This window comes from Nocardia sp. NBC_00881, assembly GCF_045207455.1.
Classification (GTDB): Bacteria; Actinomycetota; Actinomycetes; order Mycobacteriales; family Mycobacteriaceae; genus Nocardia.
In genome coordinates this window covers 4,445,431-4,458,914 of sequence record NZ_CP108798.1, presented here as the reverse complement: position 1 = coordinate 4,458,914, position 13,484 = coordinate 4,445,431, and the positions used below count along the sequence as shown (strand labels likewise).

At 64.1% G+C, this 13,484-nt stretch carries 15 protein-coding genes and 2 pseudogenes; 13 read left to right on the top strand and 4 right to left on the bottom strand.

Features of this window, described 5'->3' with window-relative positions:
- The first annotated feature begins 60 nt into the window (after window positions 1–60).
- From OH799_RS18755 to OH799_RS18720, 8 genes are all read left to right on the top strand, one after another.
- On the top strand, window positions 61–339 hold the full coding sequence (locus OH799_RS18755; protein WP_406265608.1) for a hypothetical protein: 279 nt from the start codon (window positions 61–63) through the stop codon (window positions 337–339).
- Window positions 340–562: 223 nt separating this feature from the next.
- Complete coding sequence (locus OH799_RS18750) at window positions 563–1,054, top strand: DUF6301 family protein (RefSeq protein WP_406265605.1); 492 nt, start codon at window positions 563–565, stop codon at window positions 1,052–1,054.
- Window positions 1,051–1,506 carry a TY-Chap domain-containing protein gene (locus tag OH799_RS18745; protein WP_406265603.1) on the top strand — a complete coding sequence of 152 codons (456 nt, stop codon included), beginning with the start codon at window positions 1,051–1,053 and terminating at the stop codon, window positions 1,504–1,506. Before OH799_RS18750 ends, OH799_RS18745 begins: the two co-directional genes overlap by 4 nt.
- 986 nt (window positions 1,507–2,492) lie before the next feature.
- Window positions 2,493–2,762 carry a hypothetical protein gene (locus OH799_RS18740; RefSeq protein WP_406265600.1) on the top strand — a complete coding sequence of 90 codons (270 nt, stop codon included), beginning with the start codon at window positions 2,493–2,495 and terminating at the stop codon, window positions 2,760–2,762.
- Window positions 2,763–2,798: 36 nt separating this feature from the next.
- The gene (locus OH799_RS18735) at window positions 2,799–4,526 is read left to right on the top strand and encodes a hypothetical protein (RefSeq protein ID WP_406265596.1); all 1,728 of its coding nucleotides are present in this window, start codon (window positions 2,799–2,801) and stop codon (window positions 4,524–4,526) included.
- Window positions 4,523–5,314 carry an ESX secretion-associated protein EspG gene (locus OH799_RS18730; RefSeq protein ID WP_406265593.1) on the top strand — a complete coding sequence of 264 codons (792 nt, stop codon included), beginning with the start codon at window positions 4,523–4,525 and terminating at the stop codon, window positions 5,312–5,314. The genes OH799_RS18735 and OH799_RS18730 overlap by 4 nt, the downstream gene beginning before the upstream one ends.
- 870 nt (window positions 5,315–6,184) lie before the next feature.
- Complete coding sequence (locus tag OH799_RS18725; RefSeq protein ID WP_406265590.1) at window positions 6,185–6,712, top strand: CAP family protein; 528 nt, start codon at window positions 6,185–6,187, stop codon at window positions 6,710–6,712.
- 170 nt (window positions 6,713–6,882) lie between these two features.
- The gene (locus OH799_RS18720; protein WP_406265588.1) at window positions 6,883–8,127 is read left to right on the top strand and encodes an IS701 family transposase; all 1,245 of its coding nucleotides are present in this window, start codon (window positions 6,883–6,885) and stop codon (window positions 8,125–8,127) included.
- A 150-nt stretch (window positions 8,128–8,277) separates the two neighbouring features.
- Here OH799_RS18720 and OH799_RS18715 read toward each other — a convergent pair.
- A pseudogene (locus OH799_RS18715) lies at window positions 8,278–8,721 on the bottom strand (transposase); the annotation flags it as partial.
- A gap of 114 nt (window positions 8,722–8,835) precedes the next feature.
- Here OH799_RS18715 and OH799_RS18710 point away from each other — a divergent pair.
- Window positions 8,836–9,003: pseudogene (locus tag OH799_RS18710) on the top strand (DUF4158 domain-containing protein); the annotation flags it as partial.
- A 144-nt stretch (window positions 9,004–9,147) separates the two neighbouring features.
- Here OH799_RS18710 and OH799_RS18705 read toward each other — a convergent pair.
- Window positions 9,148–10,050, bottom strand: a complete 903-nt coding sequence (locus tag OH799_RS18705; RefSeq protein WP_406265585.1) for a LysR family transcriptional regulator — start codon at window positions 10,048–10,050, stop codon at window positions 9,148–9,150.
- 188 nt (window positions 10,051–10,238) lie between these two features.
- Here OH799_RS18705 and OH799_RS18700 point away from each other — a divergent pair, with 188 nt between their 5' ends.
- Window positions 10,239–10,544: a DUF1330 domain-containing protein gene (locus OH799_RS18700; RefSeq protein ID WP_406265582.1), complete on the top strand. Its 306-nt coding sequence runs from the start codon at window positions 10,239–10,241 to the stop codon at window positions 10,542–10,544.
- Window positions 10,545–10,607: 63 nt separating this feature from the next.
- Here the strand turns inward: OH799_RS18700 and OH799_RS18695 are convergent, their stop codons facing one another.
- Complete coding sequence (locus OH799_RS18695) at window positions 10,608–10,757, bottom strand: hypothetical protein (protein WP_406265579.1); 150 nt, start codon at window positions 10,755–10,757, stop codon at window positions 10,608–10,610.
- Between the two features lie 264 nt (window positions 10,758–11,021).
- Here OH799_RS18695 and OH799_RS18690 point away from each other — a divergent pair, with 264 nt between their 5' ends.
- Window positions 11,022–11,168, top strand: a complete 147-nt coding sequence (locus OH799_RS18690; protein ID WP_406265576.1) for a hypothetical protein — start codon at window positions 11,022–11,024, stop codon at window positions 11,166–11,168.
- Complete coding sequence (locus OH799_RS18685; protein ID WP_406265572.1) at window positions 11,162–11,320, top strand: hypothetical protein; 159 nt, start codon at window positions 11,162–11,164, stop codon at window positions 11,318–11,320. The genes OH799_RS18690 and OH799_RS18685 overlap by 7 nt, the downstream gene beginning before the upstream one ends.
- A 198-nt stretch (window positions 11,321–11,518) precedes the next feature.
- Here the strand turns inward: OH799_RS18685 and OH799_RS18680 are convergent, their stop codons facing one another.
- Window positions 11,519–12,457 (bottom strand): NmrA family NAD(P)-binding protein, encoded by a 939-nt coding sequence (locus OH799_RS18680; protein WP_406265569.1) that lies wholly within the window; start codon window positions 12,455–12,457, stop codon window positions 11,519–11,521.
- Window positions 12,458–12,670: 213 nt separating this feature from the next.
- On the opposite strand from OH799_RS18680, the gene OH799_RS18675 reads away from it, so the two are divergent.
- Window positions 12,671–13,198 carry a winged helix-turn-helix transcriptional regulator gene (locus OH799_RS18675; protein WP_406265566.1) on the top strand — a complete coding sequence of 176 codons (528 nt, stop codon included), beginning with the start codon at window positions 12,671–12,673 and terminating at the stop codon, window positions 13,196–13,198.
- Window positions 13,199–13,484: the final 286 nt, after the last annotated feature.

Here is a 13,484-nt window from a genome sequence, read left to right as displayed (position 1 = left end):
CGGCGAAGCATCGGCGGGATACCTGCCGCGCATGCCCGGTACGTTAGTTAGGATTTGATCATGGATCTGGCCGATTACGTCGACGACACTGCCACACTGTTCGGGATCGCCGAGAACGCCGCCGCTGGTGCCGTTCTTCGATGCGGTGCGGCCTCTCACGTTTATATCGATGGTCTTTCCAAATGGGACGACAGCGAACAGTATGCCGCCTTCGAGCTCACCGGTAACCTCGTCGAGGAAGGCGGTGACGCCGACCTCCAGACAGATGAAGACACTGTCATACATGGTATAGGCAGGCGGTACGTCATGAAGAACGCCACGTGGGAATGGATCTCCTAGCGGCTTGCGGCAGCCCGCGTAACCGATCGACGGGCAGACCGGACCTCTCACTCGCCGTCGCCTACGGCGTCAGGGTCGCGCAGCGGTCGGAGGACGCAGACTCCGCGAGTCGGAGCCGGAGCCGGACCGGATACAACAACTCGGGCTCGAATACGGGTGTGACCAGTGAAACGAGTAGTGCGCCTGATAACGGCGAGCGACAGAGCGGGATTAGGGTGGTTGTATGGCGCAATGGCGGGAATCGACCGATGCCGAGATCGTCGACCTGGCATCACGTTTGCAGTCTGTCGACTGGTCGTGGCGCATTGCGGACGTGCCTGAGCTGGCGGCAGCGTTCGGCTGGCAGGTCTTGACGGCACATCCGAACTCGGTCACGCTCGACAACGGATTCGGAATGGATAGCGGCGAGGTGATCGGCCGCGACGGACGAGCCGAAAGCATCGAACTGGCACTGACCAGCGTTGCGTCCAACGATGTCGACGGCCGCGCGCAGGCGCGCGATGCGCTCGCCCGAATGGCGGCGGTGCTCACGGGCGCGTTGGGCGAGCCAACCAGCCGCAAGCCTGGAAGGTCACCCGAAATCCGTTGGGTCGGTGCAGAAGCAACCCTACGACTGGTCGGTTTGTCGAGATCCGTGCAGCTATGTCTGACCGCCAACTCGTACCTGGCCAAGGAGGACCAAGCGATCGAGCTCGAGGAGCGAGGACTGGTATGACCGACTGGACGAGGTTCGCCGAGGGGCTCGCAGAGGAGCTGGCAATGCTGCCCGACGGGGCTCTCGTGGTCATCAAGGAGTCAGGCAAGCCGGACAACGAATACCGGTATGTTCAGTTCCGGCAGACAGCTGACTTGCTGGAGGCACAGCTCACTGGCGACACCTATCTCGACGCTGCCGCCAGGCCTGGCCATGCGGGGCAGCGGCGCCTCATCGACGCCGGCTGGCAGTACCCCGACAGCCCGCACAACGAGAATTGGTGGATCGAACTTTCCTGGCCGCTGTCCACCGCTGTCGATCGTCACCTTTCCGACATGGTTGTCATCGGACTGCGAGACTGTTTCCGCATACCGGATCCGGACACCTTGATCTACGACGCATGGAACCAAACCAAGGGCAACCGCCGGCTGCATATGCCGCTGCTGGGCCTGAATTGGGAGCACGTGCAATGAGCAGGACAGTGGCGAAACGGCAGCTGGCCCTGATCCTGCACGGCCGATCGAGCCAGGACCAGCCGACCAGCTCTGTGTGAACCTCGCACTGACTGCAGTCGGCACGGCAGACGATCCAGTCGGCAGCGAGTTCACGTGCGCGCCGATGCCGCGCAGCCCGGTTTGTTAAGCGAGCCGGCACGGGCTGGTCCGGGCGGCCGAGCTTGGGTGTCTGAACTGGTGCAGCAATTAGCGTGTTGGTCTCGTCGCCGGTGGATGGGACGCGGCTCTTGTTTTGGCGGGATCAACACTCGATTCGACGTCGGAAGTGCGATCTTTCACGAGTTGTCGTCGAACGGGCAGTGTGCCTCGAGTGTGGACCGATCGCGGTGCGAGGTATCCGCGTGCCCTCTTGGCTCAGCCCGGACATGCGCGCATTTCCCGGCGCGCACCCCGTACAGAAACGGCAGGCTTGCCAGTCATTCAGCCATCGCTTTCGGCGCCGGTTCCCTTCTGTCGGCGGGTCTGGAACTAGAGCGAATACGCTCGCTGGAGCGCAGGTACCGGGTCGGCGCTTCGCGCAGGTGATTTCGGACGCGTGACCATAGTGCTCTTCAGGGCTATCTCGATGCGTTGCCGCCGGAAAGCTTGCCACGCATTGCGTTCAGGCTCGCATCCCGAGAGAGGCGCATCCATGGCGATGCGGAGCGGTCAATCGCTTTGCCGTGGGAGGCCGGTAGGAGCGAGCCTTCGGAAGTTCACACTCAACTTCGCCGTCCTACGGGACACCTATTGGCTACCGATGCGCGGCCCTTCCTGTCCGCCCATACTGGTCGTCGTCCCTATCTGTGGTGGGTGAGGCCTGACCGATTTCGTGGATTGCGCTGTGAGCTGAGACAAGGAACTAGGGCGATGGTCTACATGACTCCTGGTGTGGCCGTTCTGTACGGCGCGGGCTTGTGGGATCACAGCGGGTCGCCGAGTTCCGGTGGCCCCTGTGCCGGCAAGTGACTCGCACGATTGCAGATTTGTGGGATGTCCGCTGGCTGGCCGGTGGTGACCGGCTACTGATCGATCCTGAGAACAGACTGACTGATCCGCTGCGTGAAACCCACGGATCCTGCGCTCGACCCATCGAGGCGACCGTTTCGATCGCGAAGGAGACCCAGCACCTGCGGATCCTCGGCGACGAATTGGAATCTGGCATGAAGGTGACCGCGCTTTTCGTGACACTTGCCGACGGGGAGCCGGGCAATCGCAGACCCGGCGAGGGATGAACACCGAGAGAGACAAGATAGTCAGGAGTAGGACCGATGGGTGAACTCGACGATCTGCGGAAGCGCTGGTCAACTCTGGCGGGACAGGCGTCGTCCGGCGAGCTCGAATTCGACGAGAACCAGGCCCAGGTGTGTCGCCAGGCGTGCGAAACCGCACTTTCCGGCCTGAAAGCGATCCAGGGCTATATTTCCGCTCCGCCGGCCGACGGCCAGCCGCTGGATAGCCTTCCCACATTCGGCAACCTTGCTTCCGGCATCAGCATGGCAGGCGCGTTCAATCGCAGGGCGACACATCTCAGCAATATACTGGGGTCACATTTCGCCATCGTGGCCGACATGGCAGAGACATTCGCGCTGGCGGAAAAACTATACACCAACGCCGAATTGGAGTCCCGTACGAACTTCGCCAACGTCGTCCCGGCAAAGCTTTCGGGCAAGCCGAAAAGAATCGCCCAGATGTCCCTCAGGAGGCACAACACAAGGTCTCTGGTGCCCAAATACATCGGCGTCGGCAACGGCGATATCCCATCCCCCGAAGCCGGCCAATCGCTCAGCTACGCGGCCCTGTACCACCTCGGCCGCAGCATCAGACCCCAGCCGATCGCCGATGCCGGCAGCGCGTGGCTCTACCTGGCTGAACAACTGAAGGGCGTGTTCTCGGGCCTCACGGACAAGATCGTCGCATCGGAGAAATCGTGGTCGGGAGTCGGTGGAGACGCTGCCCGCAAGGCCGCTCGGGATTATCAGGCGGCGACAGAGCCCCTGGTCGACAATATGACAAAGATCGGCAACAATCTCCAATACGCTTCGAGTTGGCTGTACGGCGCGAAAAATAGCATGCCGCAGACCGGGCCGGAGATCCCGGACAACGCCGTCCTGGCGGGGCCTATCTCCGGGCTCGGGGAGGTTTCCAATTCGGCTTCGACAGAAGACCCTCTTCCGCGCTATCGAGATAACTACGATTTCCACTATCGGGACGGTTTTAACGAATCGATGGTCAACATCCCTGTGCTGCCAGTGCCCGATCCGGTCACCGACAGCACAGGTGACGCCGCGCCGGAGAGAACCGCTGACCCATCCGGCGTCAGCAGCGGTTATCCCGGCGGGGTCGGAGGCCCTGGGCTCAGCAGTGGTTATCCCGGCGGGGTCGGAGGCCCTGGACTCACCGCCGCCGGTGTGGACACTTCCGGTCTTACTGGTGCGCTGCCAACTGCCGGTGGCAGTCCCGCTCCGGTCTCCGGCATCGGCGAACCGTCGGCCCAGCTGCCCACCTCGCCATCGGGTTCGGATCTCGGCCAATTGTCCAATATTGCCCAGCAGGCTATGTCGGGTGCCCAAACCGCCGCTCAGGCTGCTCAGGCGGCAGGTCACCCGGCCGTACCACCTATGGGCAGCATGAATGCGCCCAATGCGGCTGCGGATGCGGCCAAAGCGAGTCGGCTAGCCGGTCTGAAGGGGGGAGGGCCGGGCGGTCCCGCAGCGGCGCTTGCCAAGGAAGCGGCCTTGGCGAGGGATGCGGCGCAGTCGAAGCTGTTTCCGCGGGCGGGCCTTCCCGGAACGGCTGCCGGCATGCCGATCGGACGTACGGGTATGGCTCCGATGGCCGGGGCGCCGGGCACACCAGGTTCGGCGGGGGCGCCGCAGGGTGCGGGCAACAAGGACCAGGGCAAGGAACACAAGCGCCCCGACTTCCTCGACTCGGCAGAGCATCTGGAGGAAGCGATCGGCGAGCCGATGGCCGTCAAACCTGTTCTGGACCAATGAGCCGTACCTGGAGTTTCACAGATCTCGAGTTCGTCGTTCTCTGGGAGAGACTCGAGGAGGATTTTCTCCCGCATCCGCTCATGTTCACCAGCCGCATTCGGCTGCACGATGACCTTGCCCGGGAAAAGGCGCAGATCTGGGATCGGTTGCGCTCGACGGTGGACGGCTCGCTCGGGGACGCGCTCGCTGCTATTGCCCGTCCGGACGTCCGCCTGGCAGTGCAGGGCCGCAACGGCAAAGACCTCGACGACCCGGCAGGCAGTATTCGTATCCTCGCGACCAGAAGCGGCGACAGCGGGTATGTCGTGAAGCAACGTCCCGGCGAAACCATCCGGCACAGCGCCGGATTCACGATCACCGAATGCAGTGCGGTGCGTCTCGCCGACGCGGTCGTTGCCGAGCTTCCCGATATAGGGCCGGGCAAGCTCGCCGACATCACGTTGGTTCCCGAACGTTCGGCCGACGACATGGATTACTCGTACGGTAGATCCAGGGTGGAGCAGGCTACCTTCGAGAATTCGGTCGGACAGCGGTCGCAACGGTTTCTCGAGTCTTCGTTGTCTGTCATCGGAGCGATCGAGATCATTCAGGGCCGATCGCGATTCGGACCCCGTGGTGTCACACGGCATGTGCTCCAGTGGCGGGATGTGGAAGGCGACGGTCGCTACGTGATAGCCGTGCAGAATCCATTGGCCGCGGTGGCAGCGGACCGAAAACGTCTGACCGCCATGATCAATACCAAGATCGCCGAAGTAGTCCGCGTCATCAAGGACGAAGGCGGCGTTTGACACCGACCGGGCTGGGTCGGGCGTCTCGCCCGACATGTGGGTTCGAAGAGCGATGCAATCGAACCCGGGTCCGATCGTGCTGCGGGAACGAGCTTCTTCGCATACCTCAGGAAATAACTGGACAAGGGCCTGAGATCCCGTTGTCGTGGCTATTGCCCTGGGGGCAGTTGGCGGATCTCGGCGGCCAGGGGTCCCGGTAGTTTTCGCGGAAAAAACAACGAAGTTCGCTTGACCTGTGCATTCGGCACTCATGCACGGTCGAGGCTGGTGTTCCGTAAGACCTTCGTCCAGCGGAACACCGGCATCGAGCCCTCCGCTGCTGGTACGGGTGTTCCGGTGAGGTGTTCCGAAACTTGTTCCAGTGAACCCCCGTCATGCGGAACCGTGCCGATCTCGCATCAGATGCGAGCGATGGGACGGCATGATCGACCATTGCCCTTGCCGACGTATTCGGGTCGAGTCCGTAAGCTATTGCAAGACATCTGATTACAGAATGTGCGCCCGCATATTCGGCAAAACTCTCGCCATCGCTGCTGGTCAAGCCATTGTCGTTGTTTTTCGCGCCGTTTCTACCGGGACCCCCGTCGGGCGATCGAGTCGCGAAACTATCTGCGGTAGCGTCGGCGCGACTCAGGCGATTCAGGCTCTCGTGTACAGATGGGCTGCTGCCGGTACTTCTTTGCGCCGATGTTCCTCGAGCCCCGGGAAGTGGCTACCTCCATCAGCGGACGAGCGCATGCCGGGGGATTTGAGGAGCAGGGCAGCGAGCCCGAGTATGCTCACCTGATCCCGAAACGCTACGGCCTGAGGGGGTTCCGAGGTCCGTGTGGTTCGTTTCTGTTGTGTCCTGCTCTGTCTTGGGAGGTCGTCGTGCGTGTCGGTCGATTGGTTTCGGTTATTGCCGCGGTGATGCTCGCCGCGCTCGTCACCGGCGGGGGCCCTGCCGCCGGACAGAGCGATTACGCGCAGACCGGGCTCACCCTGCACAACAACTACCGGGCCAAGCACGGTTCCCCCGCCATGACCTTGACCCAGAACCTGAACAACCAGGCCCAGAAATGCGCGCAGTACTACGCCCAAAAGCGCGTGATCGATCACAGCTGCCCCTACAAGAACGGGGCCGGGGAGAACCTCGTCGGAGGAGAGGGCAGCTGGGACGCTGTCTCCTTTGTCAAGACGGGCACGAAGCTGTGGTACAACGAGATCAAGGACTACGACTTCAACAACCCCGGGTTCGGCATGTCAACGGGTCATTTCACGCAGTTGGTGTGGAAGGCCAGCACCCGACTCGGTATCGGGTACGCCTCGGAGGGCGGCTGGACTGCCGTCGTCGGTCTCTACAACCCAGCCGGCAACGTAGAGGGGCAGTTCCCCCAGAACGTGGCACGCCCGCGCTGAGCCGGGCCTGTCCACGGCGATCCTCTCGGCCGTAGCGTGACTTTTCTCGTGGATGTTCCTCGACCCCGAGGTACGAGCGCAACGGTTGCCGTGTACGCGGCGGCGTCAGCTAGTAGTGCTTTGTTAGGTGGTGCGAGATGTGTTGTGGTTGAACGGTGTTGGGTGAGGAGATGGAGTTGGTTCGTCCGGTGATCGAGGAGTTCGCGGCGGAGATGTTCGCCGGGTTCGCCCGTCGGGATCAGCGAGCAAAGGGACAGTTGTATCTGCGGGGCCTACTCTGCGACGGTAAGCGCAAGTCGATGCAGCCCATGGCGGCACGGCTGGGGGTGGATCATCAGCAGTTGCAGCAGTTCGTGACGACCTCGACGTGGGACCACAGCCAGGTGAGGGCGCGGCTGACCAGGTGGGCGGCACGGTTCGTCGATCCCGACGCATTGGTGGTCGATGACACCGGTTTCCCGAAGGACGGCACATCCTCACCCGGGGTGGCGCGGATGTATTGCGGGGCGCTGGGCAAGCGCGGGAACTGTCAGATCGGGGTGAGCGTGCACGCGGTCACCGACTGGTCCTCGGCCGCGCTGGATTGGCGGCTGTATCTGCCCCGTTCCTGGGACGACCACACCGCCACCGACCCCGCCGAAGCCCAGCGGATCGCGGCGCTGCGAGCACGCTGCGCGATCCCCGGCCACGCCCGGTTCCGGGAGAAATGGCGACTGGCCCTGGACATGCTCGACGAAGTCGCCGCCTGGGGCATGCCCGCACGCCCGGTGATCGCTGATGCCGCCTACGGCGACAGCACCGCCTTCCGCGCCGGGCTCACCGACCGAGGACTGGCCTATGTGCTGGCCGTCTCGGCCTCGACCAGCGTCCATCCCGCCACCGCCCGACCGGTGGCACCGACCTACTCCGGGTTCGGACGGCCCAGAACCCGCACCGACTACCCCGACAAACCCATGACCGCGAAGACGATGATCACCACCGCCGGCCGCGCGGCAGGACGGTTCGTCACCTGGCGGCGCGGCAGCCGCAAGACCCCAGGAAATCCCGGCGCGGTGATGCGGTCACGGTTCCTCGCACTGCGGGTGCGCCCGGCCAACCGCAACATCACCCGCGCACCCGACGGCAGCCTGCCCGAATGCTGGCTGCTGGCCGAATGGCCCACCGGAGCCCCGGAACCCACCGACTACTGGCTGGCCACCCTGCCACCGAGCATCCCGCTACGAGATCTCGTGCAGCTGGCGAAAATCCGTTGGCGCATCGAGCACGATTACCGCGAACTCAAAGACGGCCTGGGTCTGGACCACTTCGAAGGCCGATCCTGGACCGGCTGGCACCGTCACGTCACCCTCGCCTCCATCGCCCAAGCCATCTGCACCACACTGCGCCACACCCCAAAAGCCCCTGCGCAGGCCTGACCCTCTACGCCGTCCTGCGCCGACTCCAACACCTACTCGCCACCTGGACCGGACACTGCCACACCTGCCACCAACCCCTACCCACCCGAAAACAACCACCTCACACCTAACAAAGCACTACTAGGCGGTGTCTCGAAGTAGGTGTCGAGGTCATAGCCATTGGTCGGTGGCGGCGATCTGGATGATGGCGAGGTAGCGGGTGGCGAATTTCTCGTAGCGGGTGGCGACGGCGCGGTGTTGTTTGAGCCGGTTGATGCCGCCTTCGATGGTGTTGCGGTGCCGGTAGATCTCACGATCGAACGCCGGTGGTCGTCCGCCCCGGCGGCCGCGATTGCGGCGGTGTCCTGCTTGATCTGCCGGGACCGGGATCGTGGCGGGAATGCCACGCTCGCGCAGGTAGGCGCGGTTGGCGGCCGAGGAATACGCTTTGTCCGCCAACACCCGGTCCGGACGCACGCGTGCCCGTCCACGTCCCAGGCGAGGGACCCGGATGCCGTCGAGGACCGCGGCGAACTGGGGGCTGTCGCCGGCTTGACCGGCGGTGAGCAGCAGTGACAACGGACGCAGGCCGTGTTCGCAGGCCAGATCAAGTTTGGTTCCGGCATGTGGGGTCCAGTGGCGCGAAAAGTCGCGCTAAGCCTGCCCGGTTCTGCTGATTTGGTGTGGTTACTGAGCGTCGTTGTGGCGCTGGTGGTTTCATGAGCGGCTGTGCGTGATGAGGGTGTGGTGCCGGGGTACGGCCAATACGGGGTGCTGACGCGGGCCGAGCTGGAACGGTTTTTCCATCTCGACGAGCAGGACCGGGAGCTGATTGCCGAGCGCCGCCGCGACAGCAATCGACTGGGGTTCGCCGTCCAGCTTGTGACGGTCCGCTATTGGACCCGCTGGAGGTGCCGGTGTAGCGAGGTCGTGTCGGACATTCAGCAAGACCGCCGTCGTCGTCATCACCGCGAAGTCCGCCGGGCGTAAGGTTTTCGGCCTCGCCACCGCAGGCGTCCGTCTCGCTTGACCTCTTGCGCGTCAGTCCGGCAGCCAGTGCAGCTCGTGCGCCAGGGTTTTGGCGACGGCACGGATGCGGCGGTGTAGTGGCGACTGCTCGCGTGGGAGGACCAGGTGGAACGTCAGGCTGGGCGCGCCCCGCAGCGGTCGCCAGGTGAGACCGGCCGGTTGTGCCGTGGCCGCGGTTTCTCCGGCCGGGGCGAGGGTGACCCTGTCGTGTAGGTCGCGCTGAGACATGTCGAAAGAGACTGCGGGCGTGTGGAATCGGGGGTGTGGTCGGGTGTCGCGGAACAGTGCGGACAGCTGATCGTGGATCACGGGGTTGGCCGCGCGGCCCGGGAGTCGCAGTGGATACGCGGCCGCGTCGGCGATCTCGATCTCCGGGTGTTCGACCAGCGGATGGTGCTGCGCCAGCTGGACCCCGATGCGCTCACGCCGCAGCAGGAACCGGCGCACGCCACGGCCCGGCTGTTCACCGCGGGTGATCCCGGCATCGATGCGGCCGTCGGCGACCGCGGGGGAGATCTCCGGTGTCGCCATCGGGACCGCGCCGACCTCGAGTCCGCTGTTGCCGCGAATGAGCCTGTCCACCAGGGCCGGTGCCGTCCCGGCCCCCGCGCTGAGGCTGTATCCGATGCGCAGCGTGCCCAGTTCACCGGCCCCCGCATTCCGGGCGGTGTCCCATGCCCGGTCCAGCGCCGCCAGCGCGGGCGGCGCGGACTCCGCCAAAGCCGCACCGGCCGTGGTCAATACGACGCTACGCGTGTTGCGGACCAGCAGGGCCGTACCGAGTTCCGCCTCCAATCGGCGCATCCGGGCGCTGAGTGCGGGCTGTGCGATACCGATCCGTGCGGCCGCGCGGGTGAAGTTCAACTCCTGCGCCAGCACCAGAAAGTACCGCAGGCTTACCGTATCCGGCGCCACATGCCCTCCCTGCCGATTGATAACGATCCGTTCTGAGCCTATCGCGTACCGGTCTTTCCCTCGACCGCACATCAAGCCCTAACCTGCGCATATGACGATTCAACTGACCGCAGTACCGGTCGCCGGGATCGATCGATCTGAGTGTCAATTCGAAGTCGGACGTGTCCGGCCGAACACAGGAGGTTTCCATGGCTAAGGGCTACTGGGTCAGTGTCTACCCCGCCATTTCCGACCCTGAGAGGCTGACTGCCTACGACAAGCTGGCCGGTCCGGCTGTCCAGGCTGGGGGCGGGCGCACCCTGTCCCTCCTCCCGTCCCGTGGCGGTCGAGTCGTCGCCCACGAGGCCGGAATCACGCAACGCGTCGTTCTGATCGAGTTCGACACCTTTGAACAGGCCGTCGCGGCATACGAGAGCGAGGCATACCAGAAGGCGCTGGTGGCCCTCCCCGACGGCGTCGAGCGCGACTTCCGCATCATCGAAGGCATCGACTGACCGGCGGGCCCAGCCATCGCTGAGCATCTGTCACCTGATACGCACACGGCGCTGAACGACGACTCACGAGACGAGTTCGAAGCGATGCCCCGCGTCCCAGTTCGCCGTCGACGTCCTCGACGGCTGACCCCTGTCGAGCGGATCGAAGAAGCGACGCGACGTCCGGGCCAGCTGGACGGTCTCGCTGACCTCGTCGACGAAACTCACCCTCACCCGAAGCGAACCGCTTCTCACACGACAGATCGGTCCAGCGAACACAAGGCTTCAGGGGCGCATCCTGCATCCATCTGCCGAGTGCCCCGTCGGGGGTACTCAGAGTACTGATATACAGTTTGAAGAACCGCAGGTCAAGACATCTTTCGAGGGGTTTCGATCTGCGGTTCTTCTGTTGTTGAAGTAGCCCAGGGGCGCGTCTGGCTGCGCTAGGATGGCGCACTGCTCACCGGCCCGCTCACCGACATCCACGACCCGAACGGCATGGGCGCCACGTTCTTCGCCGTCCTGGCTGCCGCAGCCCAGATCGAACGCAACTACATCCGCGAGAAGACTCTCGAAGGCCAAGCCACCGCCGCGGCGAAAGCAACCACGGCGGACGCCCCAAGGTCATCGACGAAGACATGCTGACGTTCGCGCAGGCGCTTAAGGACAAGGGCGTCCCCGTGTCCGAGATCGCCAAGAAGATCACGATCAAGACCGGCAAGAACGCCGGGCGACATCCCTCTGTCGCCTCGCTGTGCTGCGCCTTCGCCGACGCCGAACCGGACAAGCACGGGTAACCGGCGGGAACGCCTGCCGTCAACGGCGTCCATGACGTCGGTCAATGCTTAACGCCAACCACTGTTCCATTGCTCCCCGAGGCCGTCGTCATGATCAATCACGACCCCTGAGCCGGGAATCACCAGCCGAAACGCTGAGCGCGACTTTCCGCGCCACTGGACCCCATGTGCCGTCCTGGGGTGTGCCCGGGTGGATTACTAGGAGACGAACTGCGCGCTGTTCTCGGTCAGGAATTGCTCGAGAGTCATCGGTGTGCGGCCGATAAGATCCTGCACGGCCATAGGGTTCGCGGTGCGGTGACTGTTCGCCCCCGCGTGAGCCAGTCCGGCGCCGATCGTGGAGATGTGTTGTGCCATGGCCAGGTTGATGGTGGAATGACCGCGAGTAGCGGCGTGTTCGAGTGCTGCCTGCCACTGTTGTTGTGAGATGTGTTGGTAGCGGATCTCGCGATCGACGATCTTGCTGATTATTGCGGCGATCGTGGCATGACTGTGCAGCTCGGCCGCGGGCGGGAAAGAGATCGGAGACTCCGCGAATCGCTCAGGATGGAGCAAGGCTGTGACGCCGATGTCGGCCGCGTCCTGGCCGCTGATCCACGGCGCCGGCGCGTCTGCGAAGCTGTTGGCGAAGCAGTCGTTTGCCCGAATCGATTCTGAGTGCAGGGTCACGATGTTCTCGTAGAACAGGCCGGCGACGCGCAGAACCGTGGGATGCAGGCCCGCCCAGGCCAAGATCTCCTCGGCGCTCCATTGGGCGCGGCCCAGTCCGCTCGGGCTGTCGGCGGCCGACACGCCCATCGACATCACCACCATGTGCGGGGTGATGCCCACCTGCCGTATCGCTGATGCGAGATTCGCCGCAGCAGGGACGATACCGGCCGCAACCGGGTAGGTGAAGTACACCGATTCCACATCCTCGACGGCCGGGATGAGCGTGCGCCGATCGTGTAGATCGCCGACGAGGGTCTTGGCGCCCAGCTGACGCAACTGCGTTGCCCGGTCGTCGTCGCTGCGTACCAGGACTCGAACCGCTCGGTTGTGGTTGATGAGCTGTTCGACGACCCTTGCGCCGGTGCGTCCGTGGCGGCCCGTAGCGCCGATTACCAACACTGTCGGTTGGGATGTATTCGAAGACACGTGCTCTCGTCCTTTTCGTCGTGGAAGAACTCTGATGCGCCTGCGCGGTCACCGCGCCGCAAGACAGGACCCTACCGAGTTACTATCATCATGCAAGTTACTATGGAGTCGGTATCGGCGGGCCGAACCGCACGGCGGTGCATCGTCTGCTCGGCGGGGTGCGCCGCGTGGGCCGAGGCTAGGTTCGACGAGGAAAGGCGTAGGAGGTAGAAGGTGCGTCGCAGCAGTTTCGCGTCGATGGAATGCCCGATCGCCGGGGCGCTCGACCATGTGGGCGAATGGTGGAGTTTGCTGATCATGCGTGATGCCCTCGACGGGTTCACGCGGTTCGACGAGTTCGAGGCCAATCTGGGGATCGCACCGAATATGCTGACCCGGCGGCTGCGGGCGTTGAGTGATGACGGACTGCTCGAACGCGTTCAGTATTCGACCAAACCAGCCCGCTACGAGTACATCGTCACAGAAAAGGGGCGTGACCTGCGCCCGGTCATCATTGCGTTGTACCTGTGGGGGATCAAGAACACAGCGGACGAGGCCCGCAACGTCGTCCTGGTCGATCAGGTCACCGGATCAGAGATCGTCCCCGAGTTCGTCGATCACCACAGTGGCCGACCGCTGTCCTCGATGAGGGCCGAGTTCGTCGCCGGTCCGGATGCGTCCGAGGAAATGCGCCGCAGGCTCAACCCGGACAGTCGGCGTACCCGGCGGGACCGTCACAAGGCCCAGCGCTCGACCACCTGATCCCGCGCCCGATGGATGCGCCGATCTACGTTGCGGGGCGATCTGTGCCGGTGCGCTCCAGCGCTGAATCAGCACAACACCAAACTGCGGGTACTGGCCGCGCAGCTGGTCACCGACCTGGCGTTGCTGCCACCGTGCCCACCGGATGTGGTCAGCAGGTCCGACCATGTCCTGCTCACCACCCACCAGCGGATACCCCCCCGACCAACAGTGAACAAGACCCGCCCCAGACGCGCCCTTCGGCGATCTGATGGATGGTCGCTGCTCCTGTCGGCGACTACCCGCA

Coding starts and splice junctions, on each gene's coding strand:
- OH799_RS18755 (WP_406265608.1), top strand. CDS start 61: ATGGATCTGGCCGATTACGTCGACGACACTGCCACACTGTTCGGGATC.
- OH799_RS18750 (WP_406265605.1), top strand. CDS start 563: ATGGCGCAATGGCGGGAATCGACCGATGCCGAGATCGTCGACCTGGCA.
- OH799_RS18745 (WP_406265603.1), top strand. CDS start 1,051: ATGACCGACTGGACGAGGTTCGCCGAGGGGCTCGCAGAGGAGCTGGCA.
- OH799_RS18735 (WP_406265596.1), top strand. CDS start 2,799: ATGGGTGAACTCGACGATCTGCGGAAGCGCTGGTCAACTCTGGCGGGA.
- OH799_RS18730 (WP_406265593.1), top strand. CDS start 4,523: ATGAGCCGTACCTGGAGTTTCACAGATCTCGAGTTCGTCGTTCTCTGG.
- OH799_RS18720 (WP_406265588.1), top strand. CDS start 6,883: ATGGAGTTGGTTCGTCCGGTGATCGAGGAGTTCGCGGCGGAGATGTTC.
- OH799_RS18700 (WP_406265582.1), top strand. CDS start 10,239: ATGGCTAAGGGCTACTGGGTCAGTGTCTACCCCGCCATTTCCGACCCT.
- OH799_RS18690 (WP_406265576.1), top strand. CDS start 11,022: ATGGGCGCCACGTTCTTCGCCGTCCTGGCTGCCGCAGCCCAGATCGAA.
- OH799_RS18685 (WP_406265572.1), top strand. CDS start 11,162: ATGCTGACGTTCGCGCAGGCGCTTAAGGACAAGGGCGTCCCCGTGTCC.